This window comes from Streptomyces sp. NBC_00433 (assembly GCA_036015235.1).
Classification (GTDB): Bacteria; Actinomycetota; Actinomycetes; order Streptomycetales; family Streptomycetaceae; genus Actinacidiphila.
Genome location: CP107926.1, coordinates 3,695,231 through 3,713,160, shown reverse-complemented (window position 1 = coordinate 3,713,160; position 17,930 = coordinate 3,695,231). Strand labels below are relative to the sequence as shown.

Here is a 17,930-nt window from a genome sequence, read left to right as displayed (position 1 = left end):
CACGCCGGCGGGCGGGCCACCGGGGACTCACCGGTGACCCGCCCGCCGTGCATGGGGCTCAGCGCAGGGCTGTGCCCGGCGCCGGACCGCGCCTCAGTGCCGTACCGGCTTCTCGGCGGACAGGGCCGCCGCGGTGAGCGAGCGGTTCAGCACCCGCTTGAGCAGCGGCGCCACCGTGCGCTCCACGGACAGGTGCACCACCCAGGCCACCCCCAGCATGACCAGGATGGTCAGCGGCAGGATGACGTTGTCCGGCAGGCTGGTGTGGTGCACGAACTGGTCGATGGTGACCCAGCCGACGTGCTCGTGGATCAGGTAGAAGGGGTAGGTCAGGATGCCCGCGGTGGTCAGCCAGCGCCAGTTGATCGCGGCGATCCGCGGCACCAGGGTGACCAGGGCCACCGCGAGGAAGGACAGGAAGACCACCAGGGTCACCCCGGTCGGGGTGCGGTGGTGGAAGACGTGCACGTGCTTGCCGACGGTGTTCGCGGCGACCGCGTAGCGCTGGCCGATCAGGAACGCGCAGATCACGATGCCCCAGGACACCGCGTCGTGGCCGAAGCGGTAGATCAGGTAGAGGCCCATGCCGCCGATGAAGTAGGGGGCGTACTCGGGCATCAGCGCGACCTTGATGAAGGACGACGCGTTGGAGGCGTCCGCGTAGACCGCGGCGAGCATCCACAGGCCGCAGAAGAGCAGCACCCGCTTCCTGGTCGCCCCCGGCCACACGATGACCAGCGCGAAGAGGACGTAGAAGCGCATCTCCGCCCACAGCGTCCAGCACACGCCGAGCACGCGGTGCGCGCCGAGCGGCATCTGGAGCATGGAGAAGTTGACCAGCAGGTCGGTGTTCGGGATGCGCTTGTAGTCCGCCAGCACGTAGACCACGGTGGAGATGATCAGCGCCGCCCAGTAGGCGGGGTAGAGCCGGGTGATGCGGGAGATCGTGAAGTCCTTCACGGTGCGGCCCCAGCCGCTCATGCAGATCACGAAGCCGCTGATGACGAAGAACAACTCGACGCCCAGGCAGCCGTAGTTGAACATCGAGGACGCCTGCGGCCAGATGTCGCGGGGCGTCTCCCCCCAGGCGCCGGCGACTATGCCGTCCTGCCCGGCGTAGTGGTAGAAGGCCACCATCAGCGCGGCCACCAGGCGCAGCCCGTCCAGGGCGCGCAGCCGGCCGCGCGGGCGGACCGCGGCGGCGGCCTCCGCGGGCGGCTTCGGCAGCGCCTCGGGCTGCGCGCCGGGGGCGGCTTCCGGCTCGGCGCCGGGCCGGGGGATCGAGTCCGTGGCCTGACCGGCCGAGTCGGGGACGTGCAGACTCATCCGAGAGCCGCTTTCTTGAGGGCGCGGGCGCGGCGGGCGACCCGGCGGACGGTGCGGTTGCGGGGCACGAACGCGAGCCGGGCCGGGACGGCGCCGGGCAACGCCAGCGACGTCAGCCGCCGCCGCTTGAAGTACGGCCAGGTCTCCGCGGTCAGGTTCGCGCTGAGCCAGGCCGCGGCCCCGTCCCGCAGCCGCGGGTGGGCCTGGGACTGCATGCAGTAGCCGACGGTGTGCAGCAGCGGCGTCAGCTCCGCCGCGACCTGCTCAGGCGACGGCGGCGACCAGCCGCGTACGGCGGCGGGGTCGGCCAGGTCGGGCAGCGTCGCGTGCACGATGGTGACCGGCACCCGGTTGCTGTTCTGGTAGGGCACCAGGCGGTCGAGCACCAGCCTGGTGCCGGTGCGGGCCACCGGGATGCCGTAGAGCACCGACGCGGTGAGCAGCGCGGTGGAGAAGCAGCCGGCCACCAGCGCGGGACGCGCCTTCTGGTAGACCACCTCGGCCAGCACCGGGGTGTTCAGCACCGTCAACTCGGCGCCCAGCGCGGCGGCTTCGGCCGTGAGCGGCTCGGTCCAGTGGGCGGGTGCGGTCGGGTGCGGTTTGAAGACGATCTTCTTGTGGCCGAGTGCGACGGCGCCGCGCACCATCGACAGGTGCAGCTGCTCCTCCTCTTCGGCGCTGAGTATGCCCAGCGCCGACAGGTACTGCCCGAGCAGCAGCGCGGCATTCTGCGGCAGTTCGTCCAGGGCGTCGCCGCCCGCGTCGCCGGCCGCCTCGGCGACCTCGGCGAGCACCTTGGTGAATTCGGCGCCCGGCACGATCTGCGAGGGCACCCCGAACTCGGTGAGCAGCAGCGGTTCGAGGCCGGGGACGAGGTCCAGGTGCAGCAGCCGGTCGATCCTGGTGTCGACCAGCAGCCCGAGCTTGTTGCGGGTCGGGCCGTACGACATCAGGCCGTCGGCGTAGACGGAGATCGGCGAGCCGAGGAAGACCTGCGCGAAGGACAGCGCGGGCGCGACCTGCAACGACTCCACGACCAGGTCGACTTCGTCGTCGCCGAGCGCCCACACCATCCGGAAGTAGCGCTCCCACATCGGCACCTCGTCGGCGCTGGGCTGCCAACCGCCGGGGTGCAGGGGGGAGATGGCCTCGTTCCAGGACACCACCTGGTCGAAGCGGCTGCGCAGCGCGCCGAAACCCGGTGCCTGGTCGAGGCTTTCCGTGGTCTCCGGCACGCCGGAGTTGTTGCTGACCACCAGCACGCGGCGGTCGGCGGCGGGCAGCGCGCCCGCGTCGATCGCGGCGGCGAGCGTGGCGGCGCCGTAGAGGGTGGAGGCGAGCAGCAGCTGGGTGTGCCTGCGGGTGGCGGCCATCACGCGACCACCGCTCCGGGAGTGCCGGCGTTGTCCGGCACCCCGATCTCCGGATCGGGCACCTCCGACCTGCCGCCGAAGCGCCAGCGCAGCCGGCGGATCTTCGAACTGCGCTCCAGGTCCATCGAGTCGAGCACCCCGGCCAGCACGTCGGACGGCAGCCGGCCGAGCGCGGCGGCGCAGGACGACTTCAGCCGGCGGGCCATCGCCGGCTCGAAGCGGTCGATCTGGTCGAGGTGGAAGACGATCAGCGCGCAGAACTGTCGGACGGCCTTGGGCAGGAAGCGCTCGCCGTCCTTGTCGTTCGCCAGCATCGAGAAGATCCGCTCGGAGGCGCGGATGAAGTCCAGCTGGCGCTCGTCGCTGATCTGGGTGAGCGAGGTGGTGACCCCGCGCCGGTAGTGGACCCCGATCAGGTTGACCACCGCGCAGCTCTCGGCGCCCAGGTGCAGCTGCCAGGTCCACGGCCGGTCCTCGGCGGTGCGCAGGTCGGTCGGGAAGTGGACGATGCCCTTGTCGACGATGCGCCGGTGGAAGGCGCCGGCCCAGCAGTAGGCGTAGTCGACCAGCGCGGGCCGGTCGGCGGGCAGCACGGTGTCGCGCGGGTCGAGCACCGCGTTGCGGCGGCCGTGCGGGGCCCGCATGATGTTGCGGGTGCTGCCGGTGCACTTGAGGTGGTCGGTGCGGACGAAGTCCACGTCCAGGTCGTCCATCGCCGCGACCAGCTGCGGCAGGTAGCCCGGCGCGTACCAGTCGTCGCCGTCCATGAACGTCACGTAGCGCCCGCGTGACTCGTCGATGCCGGCATTGCGAAGCGCCGAGACACCGGTGTGCTCGCGGCGGATGATGCGTGCTCCGGGGAGCGTGCGTACCCCTTCTTCCAGCAGCTGCGGCGTCCGGTCGGTCGAACCGTCGTCCATCAGCAGGAACTCGTAATCCGGGCGGGCGTTGGCCCGGAGGCTGTGCAGTGCGTCTGGCACGAAAGACTGCACATTGAAAAAGGGCACGATGACGGAGAGCTTGAACACCCGCCGAATCCTAAGGTGTCGCATCGCGGCATGATGGGCGGGAGGGGAACGTTTGGGTAAACGGAAAATGGCCAGCGGATGATGTGGCCGACGCGCGGGAATACTCGCGAAGTAGCGGCATTCTGTTTACCTCCTGTTGTCCTGCGATTAGCGCGTTCCACCCGCCTGCTTCCTACTGTCGGCGTGTGCCAGAACGTAAGACAGGGCCCTTGCGGGTCACGGTGATCGCCGACTCGGACACCCGGTGGAAGTGGGGTGCGCTGACCGCGCGCCGAATCGACCCCGATGCCCGCCTCGACGCCCGGCTGCTGCGCGGCCGGGCCACCCCCACCCCGCGGCAGCTCGCCGAACTCGGCATCCCCGCCGACTCGATGGCCGAGTCGACCATGGCCGAACTGCTGGCCGAGATCCACGCGGGGACCTGCGACGTCCTGGTCGTCTCCTGCGTCGGCGGCACCGTCCAGGCGCTGCTGCACGGCCTGTCCCGCGCATGGGAGGGCCGCGAGCGCCGCCCGGTCGTCGTGACCGGATACGTCGGCGTGGTCTACGAGAAGCTCGCCGACGGGCTGCTGCTGCGGGCCGGCGCGGACGTCGTCCTGGCCAACAGCGCGGACGACGCACGGCGGTTCAGGGACGTCTACGACGGCGTCGGCTACCGCACCGGCAGCATCGTGGAGACCGCGCTGCCCTTCCTGGGCGGCGAGCCCTACCGGACCGGCGACGACCGGCCCTTCACCGTCACCTTCGCCGTCCAGCCCTCGGTGCCCGACAGCCGCGCCGACCGGCTGCACCTGCTGCGCCGCGCCGTCGGCCACGCCCGGCTGCACCCGTCGCGCGAGGTGCTGGTCAAGCTCCGCAGCAAGCCCGGCGAGCACACCACCCACATCGAGGAGCAGCCCTACCAGAAGCTGGTCGCCACCCTCGATCCGCCGCCCAACCTGCGCCTGGTCTACGGCAACATGGCCGAGGTCCTCGACCGCACCGACCTGATGGTGACCGTCAGCTCCACCGCGGCACTGGAGTCGCTGCACCGCGGCATCCCCACAGCGGTCCTCACCGACCTCGGCATCCGCGAGTCGCTGGGCAACCACCACTTCCTGGGCTCCGGCTGCTACGCCTCGTGGGACGAGCTGGACGACGGGCGCCTGCCGCAGGCCTCCGAGGAGTGGACCGCCACCCACGGCGTCGCGGGCAGCGCCCCCTACGCCGCCCTGCGCGGCCGGGTGACCGCGCTGCTCGACCTGCCCGAACTCCCGGCGCTGGCCCCTTATTACACGTTGCGCACCGCACCCGGTTACCTCCCCGCCATCCTGGCCCGCCACGGCCTCACCCCCAAGGGCGAGCCCGTCGCCGGCTTCGCGCCCCGCGAGGCGGGCCCGGTCCGCCAGGCCGTCCGCGAATTCGTCCGCAATTCCGCCAGGACCGCCTACCGGCAGGGAGTCCAGCGCGTCGCCCCGACCATCCGCCGCTGGGGCCAGCTGTGACCCGCTTCCGCGCCCCCGGAGGCGCCGGCCGCCACAAGGCCGCACGCCCGTCAGGCGCCCCCTCCCCGGAGGGGCGCCGCACAAGAGCCGCACGTAGGACAGGAGTCACCCGATGAGTGAGACGCAGCGCCCGCCGGCGGGAACGGCGGAGACGGAGCGCGCCGGGGCCAGAGTGCTGGCCGTCATCCCCGCCCGCGGCGGGTCCAAGGGCGTGCCCGGGAAGAACCTGGCGCCGGTCGGCGGCGTGCCGCTGGTCGCGCGGGCGGTACGGGCCTGCGTACGGGCCCGCCGCGTCACCGCCGTGGTGGTCTCGACGGACGACCCGTCGATCGCCGAGGCGGCCCGCACCGCCGGCGCCGAGGTCGTGCTGCGCCCGGTCGCCATCGCCGGCGACACCGCGACCAGCGAGGCCGCGGTGCTGCACGCGATGGACGCCCACGAGGCGATGTCCGCCGACAGCACCGACGTGGTGCTGCTGGTCCAGTGCACCAGCCCCTTCATCACCTCCGACGAGATCGACGGCGTCGTCGCCGCGGTGGTCGACGGCGGCGCCGACACCGCCCACACCGTCGCCCCCTTCCACGGCTTCATCTGGCGCGAGCCGGCCGAGGACGTCGCCGAGAGCGGCTCCGCCTACGGCGTCAACCACGACAAGGCCACCCGCCCGCGCCGCCAGGACCGCCCGCAGGACCTGCTGGAGACCGGCGCCGCCTACGCCATGCGCGCCCCCGGCTTCCGCGCCGCGGGCCACCGCTTCTTCGGGCGCACCGCCCTGGTCCGCACCGATCCCGCGAAGGTGCTGGAGATCGACGAGCCCGCCGACCTCCAGCGCGCCCGCGCCCTGGCCCCGCTGATCGACCCGACAGCGGCCACCCCGACCCGCGACGACGTCGACGCGGTCGTACTGGACTTCGACGGCACCCAGACCGACGACCGGGTGCTGATCGATTCGGACGGACATGAGGCCGTCACCGTGCACCGCGGTGACGGGCTCGGGATCGCGGCCCTGCGCCGTGCGGGACTTCCCGTCCTCATCCTGTCCACCGAGACCAACCCGGTCGTCGCCGCCCGAGCGAGGAAGCTCAACGTCCCCGTCCTGCACGGCATCGACCGCAAGGACCTCGCGCTCAAGCAGTGGTGCGAGGAGAACGGCATCGCGCCCGAGCGGGTGCTCTACGCCGGGAACGACGTCAACGACCTGCCGTGCTTCGGCCTGGTCGGCTGGCCCGTCGCCGTCGCGGGGGCCCATGACGTCGTGCGGGCCGCTGCCCGTGCGATCACCACGGCCGACGGCGGCCACGGCGCGATCCGCGAGATCGCCGCGTGGCTGCTCGGCCCCACTCTGGCCCGCTGACCCGGCCACCTCACCCCCGTCAGTCCCGAACACCGTAAGGAACTCCCCCGTGACCTCTCCTCTCGCTTCCCTCCCCTCCAATCTCCGCCCGGTCGGCTCCCGCCACATCGGCAACGGCCAGCCCGTGTACGTGACCGGCGAGATCGGCATCAACCACAACGGCGACCTGGAGAACGCGTTCGCCCTCATCGACGCGGCCGTCGCCGCGGGCTGCGACGCGGTCAAGTTCCAGAAGCGCACCCCGGAGATCTGCACCCCGCGCGACCAGTGGGAGATCGAGCGGGACACCCCGTGGGGCCGGATGACGTACATCGACTACCGCCACCGCGTGGAGTTCGACGAGGCCGGCTACCGCTCGATCGACGAATACTGCCGCAAGCGCGGCATCGACTGGTTCGCCTCCCCGTGGGACGTCGAGTCCGTCGCCTTCCTGGAGAAGTTCGACGTGCCCGCGCACAAGGTCGCGTCCGCCTGCCTGACCGACGACGACCTGCTGCGCGCGCTGCGCGCCACCGGCCGCACGGTCATCCTGTCCACCGGCATGTCGACGCCCCGGCAGATCCGGCACGCCGTCGAGGTGCTCGGCAGCGACAACATCGTGCTCTGCCACGCCACGTCGACCTACCCGGCCAAGCACGAAGAGCTCAACCTGCGGATGATCAACACCCTGCAGAACGAGTACCCGAACGTCCCCGTCGGCTACTCCGGCCACGAGGTCGGCCTGCAGACCACGCTGGCCGCCGTCGCGCTCGGCGCCGTCTTCGTCGAGCGGCACATCACCCTCGACCGCGCCATGTGGGGCTCCGACCAGGCCGCCTCGGTCGAGTCGACCGGCCTGGAGCGGCTGGTCCGCGACATCCGCATCATCGAGACCTCCCTCGGCGACGGCGTCAAGAAGGTCTACGACGGCGAGCTGGGCCCGATGAAGAAGCTGCGCCGCGTCGCCGGCGTCGTCGCCGAGACCGAGGCCGCCGAGGCCGCCTCGGAGACCGCGTCCGTCTGATCCGCGGACACGCTACGGGCGGCGGAGACCGCAGGAAGCACCAGGACGACCACGAGTGAGGACAAGGAACGAGTCGATGACCGACACCCCCGCCTCCGGCACCCTCCCGACGCCCCAACCGGGCACCGGGGCCGTAGCGCTGGTCGAGTCACCCGTTCAGCTGCTCAACGTCCTGGAGTGGGCGCACATACATCCGCCCGCGATCCCCGCCGCCCGTGACGGCCGCGCCCACGACGGCGCCGCCGTACGGGAGCCGGCCGCGCTGCCGCTGACCGTGGTGGTGCTCTCGCCCGCCGACCCCACCAGCCGCGGCCAACTGCGGCGGATGGCCGAACTCGCCCGCGACGAGGGCGCGGTCGTCCGCTGGTACGAGGCCCGCGGCGGCCGCGGCGGGCTGCTGCGCACGGCGATCGCACTCGCGCCGCTGCTGATCCGCGTCAAACTGCTGGTCATCGGCGACCCGTTCTCCCGGCTCGTGCAGGTACTGCTGCCGCTGTGCCGGGCCAAGCGGCTCACCGTCGTGGACGACGGCACCGCGACGATGGAATTCACCGAGATCCTCTCCCGAGGCGGCCGGCTGGTGCGGTGGCACCGCAGCGGGCGGCGCCGCTCCCCGGTGGACGCCGCCTTCGGGATCTTCGCGTCCGCCGCCCGGCGCCGGCTCACCCCCGGCCGCCGGCGGCACGTCGAACTCTTCAGCGCCATGCCCGCGACACCGCCGCCCGGCATGGCGCTGCGCACCAACCGCTTCGCGTGGACCCGCAGCCGCTTCGGGCCGCCGAGCGTGCTCGACGGCACCGACCTGATCGGGACGTCGCTGGTCGAGACGGGCGTCGTGGACCCCGGCCACTACATGTCGGTGGTCACCGAACTCGCCGCGGCCCACGGGGCGAAGCGGTATTTCGCCCACCGCAAGGAGGCGCCGGACAAGCTGCACCGGCTGGCCGCCGAGACCGGCCTGGAGATCGTCCGCCCCGATCTCCCGCTCGAACTCGTCGCCCGCCGCGGGCCGACGGGCCGCCGCGTCCTGTCCTTCCCGTCGACGGTCGTCCACACGCTGCCGCTCGTCCTCGACGGCACGGGCGTCAGCATCACCGTGGTGGACATCGACCCGGCCTGGCTCACGGCCGGCGCCGCGCCCCGCGCCCACACATTCCTGACCGACATCACCCACTCGGCCCGCGACCTCCACAACCTGCCCCCGGCGGCCACCCCGTCGTCCTGACCGCCCGTCAGCGTCCAGGCGTCACGTGATTGCCACTTGCGGTGGCGTTGCCTTCTTTCCCGCCCCTTGGGCTGGCCGCAGGCGGGCAACGCACCGCAAGGGGCAGCCACCTGGACCCGCGGGCAAGCAGCGCAGTGCAATCGCACGGGCGTCAGCTGACGCCTCGTTCGCTCCGCGTCCAGCCGGACGTAACCCAATGATCATCTCCGTAGGATTGAATACGGGAATGGCGGGACCTTTACGCGGCACCGAGCCCGCACACACCTCGGCCCCGAGCGACGCGGCCCCGAGGGCGATCGCGGCCCCGGGCAGCAGCCCGGACTCCTCCGTGTCCGGGGCCCAGGCCCCACGCGATGTCGCGGTCGTCACCATCGGCGGCGTCGACGGCGACTCCCGCGCCCTGCGCGTGGCGGCGGCGGCCCAGGCCGCGGGCTACCGTGTCACGCTCGTGGGGCAGGCACCCGCGACCGTGGCGCCGCGCGGCATCGACGTACGGCAGGTCGTCGTCCAGGGCGTGCTGGGCAATCACCGGGTGCGGCGCCCGCGCCCGGGGCTGCGCTGGCCCCTGGCCTACCGCAGTGCCGGCGCGCACGACCACCGCACGGTGCGGGTCGAGGCGGCGCGGGCGCTGCTGGTGACCCGGTCGGCGGAGCTGAACCTGGTGCACCGCCCGCTCCCGCTGCTGGCGCTGGCCCGGTGCGGCCACGCGCTGGCCTGGGTGCGCTACGGGGTGCGGGCCGGCTGGACGCGGGTGCGGGCGGCGCAGTACCTGGCGGCCGTACGCCGGCGGCGCCATCCGGACGCCCGGCTGGACAACCTGATGACGGACCTGACCCGGCTGCTGCTCGGCCGCAGGGCCTGGCGCCGGCTCGACCCGGGCCTGCTGGACGAGGAGGTCGCCTACGGCCCAGTGCTCGACGAGGTGCGCCCGCACCTCATCCACGCGCTGGGGCACCGCGCGCTGGGAGTGGCGATCAGGGCGGCGCTGCGCGCGGAGGGGACGGGGCACCGTGTCGAGGTGGTGTGGGACGTCCCGCCGCGCACCCCCGCCCCGACCCGCAGGGCCAATGTGGCCGGGGACGCGCACGAGCGGTCGTTCGCCCGGGAGGCGGACGGCGTCGTCACCGTCGGCGAGGGCCTGGCCCGTGAGCTGCGGGCCAGGCACCGGCTGCCGGCGACCCCCGCCGTGGTGCGCAACGCGCCGCCGCTGGCCAAGGCCGCGGCCCGGCATCCGCACGGCGTGCGCGACCGCTGCCGGCTGGCGCCCGACGTACCGCTGCTGGTGCACGCGGGTCCGGTCACGCCCGACCGGGGCCCGGCGACCGTCATCGAGGCGCTGCCCAAGCTGTACGACCTGCACGCGGCCTTCGTCGTCCCCGACCCGTCGCACCCGGACCTGGCGGCGCTGCGCTTCCGCGCCGCCCAACTCGGCGTCCACGCCCGGCTGCATGTGCTGCCGTACGTCCCGGTCGCGGAGATCCCGGCCTTCCTGGCCTCGGCGGACATCGGCGTCCTGCCGGTCCACAAGCTCCCGCACCACCAGTCGGTGCTGGCCACCCGCTACTTCGAGTACGCGCACGCCCGTCTCCCCGTGGTGGTCAGCGATGTGCGCGCGATGGCCGCGGCCACCCTGGAGCTGGGCAATGGCGAGGTCTTCCGCGCGGGCGACACCGCCGACTTCGTGCGCGCGGTCGGCGCGGTGCTGACCAACCCGCGGCGCTACCGCAAGGCGTACGACCGCGTCGACGTCCTGCGCGAATGGTCCTGGCAGACGGAGTCCGCCCCGCTGCTCGACCTCTACGCCCGCCTGCTTGGGCCATAGGGCTCACCGGCGGTGCCGGTCCGCGTTGCCTCGCGGGCGGATGCTCGTTGAGCGAGTATGGGTGTGTTCATGTCCTCACCCCAAAAGGGTGGACATACCCCTGAGGATGACCGGGTATGCGCCGAACAGGCGACTTCTTCTCCTCCAGACGCACTTGTTTTTGTCCGATCAGCCCAGAGGAGCCGGTCATGGGGCCTACCCTGACTGGGGTGAACGACTCACCCACAGCGACATCCGGTGCGCTGTCCGAAGAACTGCGCGATGAGCTCATCGCTTTCCGCCGTGACCTGCACAGGCACCCGGAATTGAGCCGGCAGGAGTTCAGGACCACCGAGAAGATCAGGGCCAGGCTGGAGCTCGCCGGGCTCGACCCGGTGGTGCTGCCCGGCGGGACCGGGCTGATGTGCGACATCGGGCCCGACGACCCGGAGCGGGGGCGGCTCGCGCTGCGGGCCGACATCGACGCGCTCCCGGTGCCCGACACCAAGACCGTGGAATACCGCTCGACCGTCGAGGGCCGGGCGCACGCCTGCGGGCACGACGTGCACACGTCCGTCGTGCTGGGCGCGGGCCTGGTGCTCGCGGAGCTGGCCGCGCAGGGCCGGCTGCCCCGTCCGGTGCGGCTGGTCTTCCAGGCGGCCGAGGAGGTCATGCCCGGCGGCGCGCTCGACGCGGTGAAGGCCGGCGTGCTCGACGGGGTGGAACGTATCTTCGCCGTGCACTGCGACCCCAAGGTCGAGGTCGGCAGGATCGGCCTGCGGCAGGGGCCGATCACCTCGGCGGCCGACAAGCTGCTGCTCACCCTGGACGGGCCCGGCGGCCACAGCGCCCGCCCGCACCTGACCACCGACCTGGTGATGGCGACCGCCAAGCTGGCCACCGAGCTGCCGACCGTGCTGACCCGCCGCGCCGACCCGCGCTCGGGCCTGAGCGTGGTGTGGGGCCGGATCGCGGCCGGCCACGCGGCGAACGTCATCCCGCAGCACGCCGAGCTGGAGGGCACCGTCCGCTGCCTGGACCTGGCGGCCTGGCACGAGGCGCCCGACCTGGTGCACGAGGTGATCGACCAGGTCGCCGCGATGTACCGCGCCAAGTGCGAGATCACCTACCAGCGCGGGGTGCCGCCGGTGGTGAACGAGGCGGTGTCGACCGAGCTGCTGCGGGACGCGATGACCGCCAGGCGCGGCCTGCACGCGGTGGAGGACACCGAGCAAAGCCTGGGCGGCGAGGACTTCTCGTGGTATCTGGAGCGGGTGCCGGGCGCGCTGGCCCGGCTCGGGGTGCGGCCGGTGGGGGACACCGCGAAGCGCGATCTGCACCAGGGTGATTTCGACGTGGACGAGGGCGCGATCAAGGTCGGCGTGGAGCTCTTCACCGGGGTTGCGCTGCTGGTCTGACACCGGGTGAGGGGATGGCTACGGGAGTTTCACCTGGTGGAAATGCGTCGATCCGATAACAGGCCTTCATTCGGTCTTTACCTGACATCTACGCGCGTTAAGCTCCCGCTTAGCCAGCGCCGGACGGCGCTCCGAACCGAAGGGGACCCTCTTGCGCCGGGTATCCAAGATCGCTGCCGCGGGTGTGGTGTCCGCGGCTCTCGCGCTGACCGCGACCGCGTGCGGAAGCAGCACCACGTCGGACAGCAGCAAGCCGTCGAGCAGCGGGAGCAGCAGCAGCTCGGCCGGTGGCGGCGCCAAGTCCAAGGGTGTCGGCATGGCCTACGACGTCGGCGGCCGTGGCGACCACTCGTTCAACGACTCCGCGGCCCGCGGCCTGGACAAGGCCGACGGCGAGCTGAAGCTCGACTCCAAGGAGCTGACCGCCAGCAACGGCGAGACCGAGTCGGACCGCGTGCAGCGTCTCGACTCGCTGGCCGCGGCCGGCTACAACCCCGTCGTCGCGGTCGGCTACACCTACGGTACCGCCGTCACCACGGTCGCCAAGAAGTACCCGAACGTGACCTTCGGCCTGGTCGACTCCGTCGTCGACGCCCCGAACGTCGACAGCATGGTCTTCGCCACCGAGCAGAGCTCCTACCTCGCCGGTGTGGCCGCGGCGCTGAAGTCCAAGACCGGCAAGGTCGGCTTCATCGGCGGTGTGCAGAACACCCTGATCGGCACCTTCGACGCGGGCTTCGCCCAGGGCGTCAAGGACACCAAGCCCAGCGTCCAGCTGACCCGCGAGTACCTGTACAAGACCGACCCGCGCGGCTTCAACGACGCGACGTCGGCCGCCGCCAAGGCCCAGGGCATGCTGGACAAGGGCGTCGACGTCATCTACACCGCCGCCGGTCTGTCCGGTGACGGCTCGATCCAGAAGGTCGCCGGCAAGTCCGGTGCCTGGGCGATCGGCGTCGACTCCGACCAGTACCAGGACCCGGCGCTGGCGAAGTACAAGAACAGCCTGCTCACCTCGGCGATCAAGAACGTCGACGTGGCGGTCTACGACCTGATCAACTCGGTGAAGAAGGACAACAAGCCGAAGGTCGGCACCAACTCCTACGACCTCGCCAACGGCGGTGTGTCGCTCGCCACTTCCGGCGGCTTCCTCTCCGACGTCCAGGCGCAGATCGACGCGGCCAAGCAGAAGATCGTCTCCGGCCAGATCAAGGTCAGCTCCACCCCGTGACCGGGTGAGCGGACACGGCCGACGAGGCCCGGCGGGGGGATGCTGCGGCAGCAGCCCCCCGCCGGGCCTCGGTCACGGTCCGGGGCGGTTTCCGCCCGGGTCCGGCCGGTCGTGACGAATCCGTGCTGTGAAAAGCCGCAGCTACGCGCGTAGCGTTTCCCGCGCGATACCTTCCGCTTTCACTCCCGCGATACGTTCAACCACCACCCCCGAGCGCCGCCCCCAGCCAGCCCCGCCACCGCCCCGGCCTTTCCCCCGAGGAGAGTGCGCCATCAACGCGTCCACGAGTCCACCCGCCGTCGAACTGCGCGGCATCACCAAGCGGTTCCCCGGTGTCGTCGCCAACCACGACATCGACATCACCGTGCACAGCGGCACCGTGCACGCCCTCGTGGGCGAGAACGGCGCCGGCAAGTCCACCCTGATGAAGATCCTCTACGGCATGCAGAAGCCGGACGAGGGCACCATCGCGATCCACGGCGAGCAGGCCGTCTTCGGCGACCCGGGCGACGCCATCGCCCGCGGTATCGGCATGGTGCACCAGCACTTCATGCTCGCCGACAACCTCACCGTGCTGGAGAACGTCGTCCTCGGCAGCGAGAAGTCGTACGGCATCGGCGGCCGCGCCCGCGCGCGTATCGCCGAGATATCCGACGCCTACGGGCTCGGGGTGCGGCCCGACGTGCTGGTCGAGGACCTGGGCGTGGCCGACCGCCAGCGGGTGGAGATCCTCAAGGTCCTCTACCGCGGCGCCCGCATCCTGATCCTGGACGAGCCGACCGCGGTGCTGGTCCCGCAGGAGGTCGACGCGCTGTTCGAGAACCTGCGCGGGCTCAAGTCCGAGGGCCTGACCGTGATCTTCATCTCGCACAAGCTCGGCGAGGTGCTCTCCGTCGCCGACCAGATCACCGTCATCAGGCGCGGCACCACCGTCGGCGAGGCCGACCCGAAGAAGACCACCGCCAAGCAGCTCGCCGAGCTGATGGTCGGCAGCGAGCTGCCCTCGCCGGAGACCCGCGAGTCCACCGTCACGACCGAGCCGATGCTCACCGTGCAGGGCCTGCGGATGTTCGAGACCGACTCCGAGGGCGTCGAGCGGACCGTACTCGACGACATCGCCTTCACCATCCACAAGGGCGAAGTGCTCGGCATCGCCGGTGTCGAGGGCAACGGGCAGGCCGAACTCGTCGAGGCCGTCATGGGCATGCGCGGCCTGAACGCCGGGGTGCTGACGCTGGACGGCAGGGACATCACCCGGATGCCCACCCGCGGCCGCCGCGAGGACGGCGTCGGCTACATCCCCGAGGACCGCCACCGGCACGGCCTGCTGCTCGAAGCGCCGCTGTGGGAGAACCGCATCCTCGGCCATGTCACCGAGCGCCCCAACAGCCGCGGCTTCCTCATCGACCCGGGCGCCGCCCGCCGCGACACCGAGCGGATCGTCGCGGAGTACGACGTCCGCACCCCCGGCATCGAGGTGACGGCCGCGTCGCTGTCCGGCGGCAACCAGCAGAAGCTGATCGTCGGCCGCGAGATGAGCCACCTGCCCAAGCTGCTGATCGCCGCGCACCCCACCCGGGGCGTGGACGTCGGCGCGCAGGCGCAGATCTGGGACCAGATCAGGGCCGCCCGCCGGGAGGGCCTGGCGGTGCTGCTGATCTCCGCCGACCTGGACGAGCTGATCGGCCTTTCCGACACCCTGCGGGTGATGTACCGCGGCCGGCTGGTCGCCGACGCCGACCCCGCCACCATCACCCCGGAGGAGCTGGGTTCGGCCATGACCGGAGCGGCCGCGGGCCACCTCGCACACCAGCAGGAAGATCCGGTAGCGCTCGGCGAGTCCGGCGGATCCGGGGGAGAGGACCGATGAAGAAGTTCGACAAGGACCGGGTCCTGCTGGGCCTGGCCGCACCGGTGCTCTCCGTGCTGGGCGCGCTGATCGTCACCGGGCTGGTGCTGCTGGCCAGCGGCAAGGAGCCCTTCCACGCCTTCAACGTGATGCTGACCTACGGCAGCAAGTCCGACAGCCAGGTCTACATCCTCAACAAGGCGACCCCCTACTACCTGTCGGGTCTCGCGGTGGCCATCGGCTTCCGGATGAACCTGTTCAACATCGGCGTCGACGGCCAGTACCGCCTGGCCGCCTTCTTCGCCGCCGCCGTCGGCGGCTCGATGTCGATCCCCGGCTTCATCCAGATCCCGGTCATCATCCTGACCGCGATGGTGGTGGGCGCCGCGTGGGCGGCGATCGCCGGTGTGCTGAAGGTGACCCGCGGGGTCAGCGAGGTCATCTCCACGATCATGCTCAACTCGATCGCGGGTATCGTCATCGGCTACTTCCTGCAGGACGGCAGACTCGGGGTCACCGACAAGCTGGCCAACACCATCACCACCAAGCCGATCCCGTCCGGCAGCCACCTCTTCAACTTCACCACCCAGACCGACCCGGTCGTCGGCTTCATCGTCTTCGCCGGCCTCGCGGGCGTCGTCTACTGGTTCGTGCTGTCCCGCACCCGCTTCGGCTTCGACCTGCGCTCGGTGGGCCGCTCGGAGTCCGCGGCGCAGGCCAGCGGCGTCAGCGTGAAGAAGATGGTCATCGTCAGCATGCTGATATCCGGCGCGATGGCCGGCCTCGTCGGCATGTCGACGCTGCTCAACCAGTCCTACCAGTTCAGCACCGACTTCCCGGCCGGCATCGGCTTCACCGGTATCGCGGTGGCGCTGCTCGGCCGCAACAACCCGATCGGCATCGCGATCGGCGCGCTGCTCTGGGCCTTCCTGGAGCGCGCCTCCAACGGCCTGGAGTTCGAGGGCTACGACAAGGAGATCGTCGGCGTGATCCAGGGCGCCATCGTGCTCGCCGTCGTCATCGCCTATGAGCTGGTGCGCCGCTACGGGCTCGCACGGCAGCAGCGCCAGGTCGGAGCGGAACTCGCCGCGGCCGGCTCCGACGACAAGCAGGAGGTGACGGCGTGACTGCCACCGCTACCCAGACCCCGCCGCCCGCCGCGTCCAAGACCGCCGGTGCCAAGGCAGGCAGGACCCGGCTCTCCGTCCCGGTGATCATGCTGATCGTGGCCGCCGCGCTGATCGTGGTCTCCGCGGTCCGCGCCATCGCCGGCGCCGACGACGTGACCTCCTCCGGGCAGATGGCCGGCGCCCTGACCGGCGCCGTACCCATCGCGCTCGCCGGCCTCGGCGGCCTGTGGTCGGAGCGGGCCGGCGTGGTCAACATCGGCCTCGAAGGCATGATGATCCTCGGCACCTTCTTCGGCGCCTGGGCCGGCTGGAGCCTTAACCCGTGGATGGGCGTCATCGCCGGCATCCTCGGCGGCATGGCGGGCGGCCTGCTGCACGCGATCGTCACCGTCACCTTCGGCGTCGACCAGATCATCGCCGGTGTGGCCATCAACATCCTGGCCGCGGGCGTCACCGCCTACCTCGCCAAGCGCATCTTCAACGTCGGCAAGGCGGCGACCGAGGGCGGCACGCCCAAGCAGTCGCCACCCATCAACGACATCAAGTCCTTCACCGTGCCAGGCCTGTCCCACTGGCTGGCCGGCCTGGAGAAGCACCACTGGTTCCTGATCTCCGACCTGGCGGGCATCGTCGGCGGCCTGGTCACCAACATCTCCTCGCTGACGCTGCTGGCCGTGCTGCTCTTCGTCGCCACCTTCTTCGTGCTGTGGCGTACGTCCTTCGGCCTGCGGCTGCGCTCCTGCGGTGAGAACCCGGTCGCCGCGGAATCCCTCGGCGTCAACGTCTACCTGTACAAATACGTGGCCGTCATGATCTCCGGCGGCCTCGCCGGGCTCGGCGGCGTCTTCCTCGCCATCGGCACGCACTTCTACCTCGAAGGCCAGACCAGCGGCCGCGGCTACATCGGCCTCGCCGCGATGATCTTCGGCAACTGGCGCCCCGGCGGCCTCGCCATGGGCGCGGGCCTGTTCGGCTACGCCGACAGCCTCCAGCTGCGCAGCGGCAGCGACTCCGTCCACGCGCTGCTCCTGCTGCTCGCGGTGCTGCTGCTGGCGATGGCGATCTGGAAGTACGTCCGCAAGGCGTACCTGTCGGCGGGCTTCGCACTGGGCTTCGCCGTGCTGCTGGCAGTCTGGTACCTGACCACCGACACCGTCGCGGACGAGATCGTCCAGGCGTCGCCCTACGTGGCCACGCTGCTGGTCATGGGCCTGTCCGCACAACGCCTGCGGATGCCCAAGGCGGACGGGCTGCCGTACCGGAAGGGACAAGGCGGATGACACTCCCCGCCACCGTTGACTGGGAGGCGCTGCGCGGCGCCGCCCAGGACGTCATGAAGCGGGCCTACGCGCCCTACTCCGGCTTCCCGGTCGGCGCCGCGGCACTCGTCGACGACGGCCGCACCGTCGTCGGCTGCAATGTCGAGAACGCGGCCTACGGGGTCGCCCTGTGCGCCGAATGCGGCCTGGTCTCCGCCCTGCACGCCTCGGGCGGCGGCCGCCTGACCGCCTTCACCTGCGTCGACCGCCACGGCACCCTGCTCATGCCGTGCGGCCGCTGCCGCCAGCTGCTGTGGGAGAACGGCGGCCCCGGGCTGCTGGTCGACACCGCGTCCGGCGTACGCCCGATGCGCGAGATCCTGCCCGACGCCTTCGGGGCGGAGGACCTCCGGCGGTAAGGGGCACGCCTCCTTACCGCGGGTCCTTAC

14 protein-coding genes are annotated in these 17,930 nt (G+C 71.6%); 11 read left to right on the top strand and 3 right to left on the bottom strand.

The window, feature by feature from the left end:
- Positions 1 to 93: 93 nt before the first annotated feature.
- From OG900_15345 to OG900_15335, 3 genes are read right to left on the bottom strand one after another with little or no spacing between them, the layout of a single operon-like run.
- A complete protein-coding gene (locus OG900_15345) occupies positions 94 to 1,326 on the bottom strand; it encodes an acyltransferase (GenBank protein WUH91345.1) in 1,233 nt (410 codons plus the stop codon).
- Positions 1,323 to 2,699, bottom strand: a complete 1,377-nt coding sequence (locus OG900_15340; GenBank protein ID WUH95772.1) for an alpha-2,8-polysialyltransferase family protein — start codon at positions 2,697 to 2,699, stop codon at positions 1,323 to 1,325. The genes OG900_15345 and OG900_15340 overlap by 4 nt, the downstream gene beginning before the upstream one ends.
- Positions 2,699 to 3,727: a glycosyltransferase gene (locus OG900_15335; GenBank protein WUH91344.1), complete on the bottom strand. Its 1,029-nt coding sequence runs from the start codon at positions 3,725 to 3,727 to the stop codon at positions 2,699 to 2,701. Before OG900_15335 ends, OG900_15340 begins: the two co-directional genes overlap by 1 nt.
- A gap of 221 nt (positions 3,728 to 3,948) precedes the next feature.
- On the opposite strand from OG900_15335, the gene OG900_15330 reads away from it, so the two are divergent.
- The 11 genes from OG900_15330 to OG900_15280 all read left to right on the top strand — a co-directional run bounded on the left by OG900_15330 (position 3,949) and on the right by OG900_15280 (position 17,900).
- Positions 3,949 to 5,211 carry a hypothetical protein gene (locus tag OG900_15330; GenBank protein WUH95771.1) on the top strand — a complete coding sequence of 421 codons (1,263 nt, stop codon included), beginning with the start codon at positions 3,949 to 3,951 and terminating at the stop codon, positions 5,209 to 5,211.
- Between the two features lie 112 nt (positions 5,212 to 5,323).
- Positions 5,324 to 6,565 (top strand): acylneuraminate cytidylyltransferase, encoded by a 1,242-nt coding sequence (locus OG900_15325; GenBank protein WUH91343.1) that lies wholly within the window; start codon positions 5,324 to 5,326, stop codon positions 6,563 to 6,565.
- Between the two features lie 49 nt (positions 6,566 to 6,614).
- Positions 6,615 to 7,568 carry an N-acetylneuraminate synthase family protein gene (locus OG900_15320; GenBank protein ID WUH91342.1) on the top strand — a complete coding sequence of 318 codons (954 nt, stop codon included), beginning with the start codon at positions 6,615 to 6,617 and terminating at the stop codon, positions 7,566 to 7,568.
- 76 nt (positions 7,569 to 7,644) lie between these two features.
- Complete coding sequence (locus OG900_15315) at positions 7,645 to 8,793, top strand: hypothetical protein (protein ID WUH91341.1); 1,149 nt, start codon at positions 7,645 to 7,647, stop codon at positions 8,791 to 8,793.
- Between the two features lie 226 nt (positions 8,794 to 9,019).
- Complete coding sequence (locus OG900_15310; GenBank protein ID WUH91340.1) at positions 9,020 to 10,615, top strand: glycosyltransferase; 1,596 nt, start codon at positions 9,020 to 9,022, stop codon at positions 10,613 to 10,615.
- A gap of 188 nt (positions 10,616 to 10,803) precedes the next feature.
- Entirely contained in the window at positions 10,804 to 12,012 is a 1,209-nt protein-coding gene (locus OG900_15305) for an amidohydrolase (GenBank protein ID WUH91339.1), read from the top strand.
- A 151-nt stretch (positions 12,013 to 12,163) separates the two neighbouring features.
- Positions 12,164 to 13,243, top strand: a complete 1,080-nt coding sequence (locus tag OG900_15300; protein WUH91338.1) for a BMP family ABC transporter substrate-binding protein — start codon at positions 12,164 to 12,166, stop codon at positions 13,241 to 13,243.
- 271 nt (positions 13,244 to 13,514) lie between these two features.
- Positions 13,515 to 15,113, top strand: coding sequence for an ABC transporter ATP-binding protein (locus OG900_15295; protein ID WUH95770.1), 1,599 nt, complete (start codon positions 13,515 to 13,517; stop codon positions 15,111 to 15,113).
- Complete coding sequence (locus OG900_15290) at positions 15,110 to 16,219, top strand: ABC transporter permease (protein ID WUH91337.1); 1,110 nt, start codon at positions 15,110 to 15,112, stop codon at positions 16,217 to 16,219. The genes OG900_15295 and OG900_15290 overlap by 4 nt, the downstream gene beginning before the upstream one ends.
- Positions 16,216 to 17,502 (top strand): ABC transporter permease, encoded by a 1,287-nt coding sequence (locus OG900_15285; GenBank protein ID WUH91336.1) that lies wholly within the window; start codon positions 16,216 to 16,218, stop codon positions 17,500 to 17,502. Before OG900_15290 ends, OG900_15285 begins: the two co-directional genes overlap by 4 nt.
- Entirely contained in the window at positions 17,499 to 17,900 is a 402-nt protein-coding gene (locus tag OG900_15280; GenBank protein WUH91335.1) for a cytidine deaminase, read from the top strand. The genes OG900_15285 and OG900_15280 overlap by 4 nt, the downstream gene beginning before the upstream one ends.
- Positions 17,901 to 17,930: the final 30 nt, after the last annotated feature.

What these genes read in the sequence shown, in the direction of transcription:
- OG900_15345 (WUH91345.1), bottom strand. Translation starts at nt 1,326, where the DNA reads ATGAGTCTGCACGTCCCCGACTCGGCCGGTCAGGCCACGGACTCGATC.
- OG900_15340 (WUH95772.1), bottom strand. Translation starts at nt 2,699, where the DNA reads ATGGCCGCCACCCGCAGGCACACCCAGCTGCTGCTCGCCTCCACCCTC.
- OG900_15325 (WUH91343.1), top strand. Translation starts at nt 5,324, where the DNA reads ATGAGTGAGACGCAGCGCCCGCCGGCGGGAACGGCGGAGACGGAGCGC.
- OG900_15315 (WUH91341.1), top strand. Translation starts at nt 7,645, where the DNA reads ATGACCGACACCCCCGCCTCCGGCACCCTCCCGACGCCCCAACCGGGC.
- OG900_15310 (WUH91340.1), top strand. Translation starts at nt 9,020, where the DNA reads ATGGCGGGACCTTTACGCGGCACCGAGCCCGCACACACCTCGGCCCCG.
- OG900_15305 (WUH91339.1), top strand. Translation starts at nt 10,804, where the DNA reads ATGGGGCCTACCCTGACTGGGGTGAACGACTCACCCACAGCGACATCC.
- OG900_15290 (WUH91337.1), top strand. Translation starts at nt 15,110, where the DNA reads ATGAAGAAGTTCGACAAGGACCGGGTCCTGCTGGGCCTGGCCGCACCG.
- OG900_15280 (WUH91335.1), top strand. Translation starts at nt 17,499, where the DNA reads ATGACACTCCCCGCCACCGTTGACTGGGAGGCGCTGCGCGGCGCCGCC.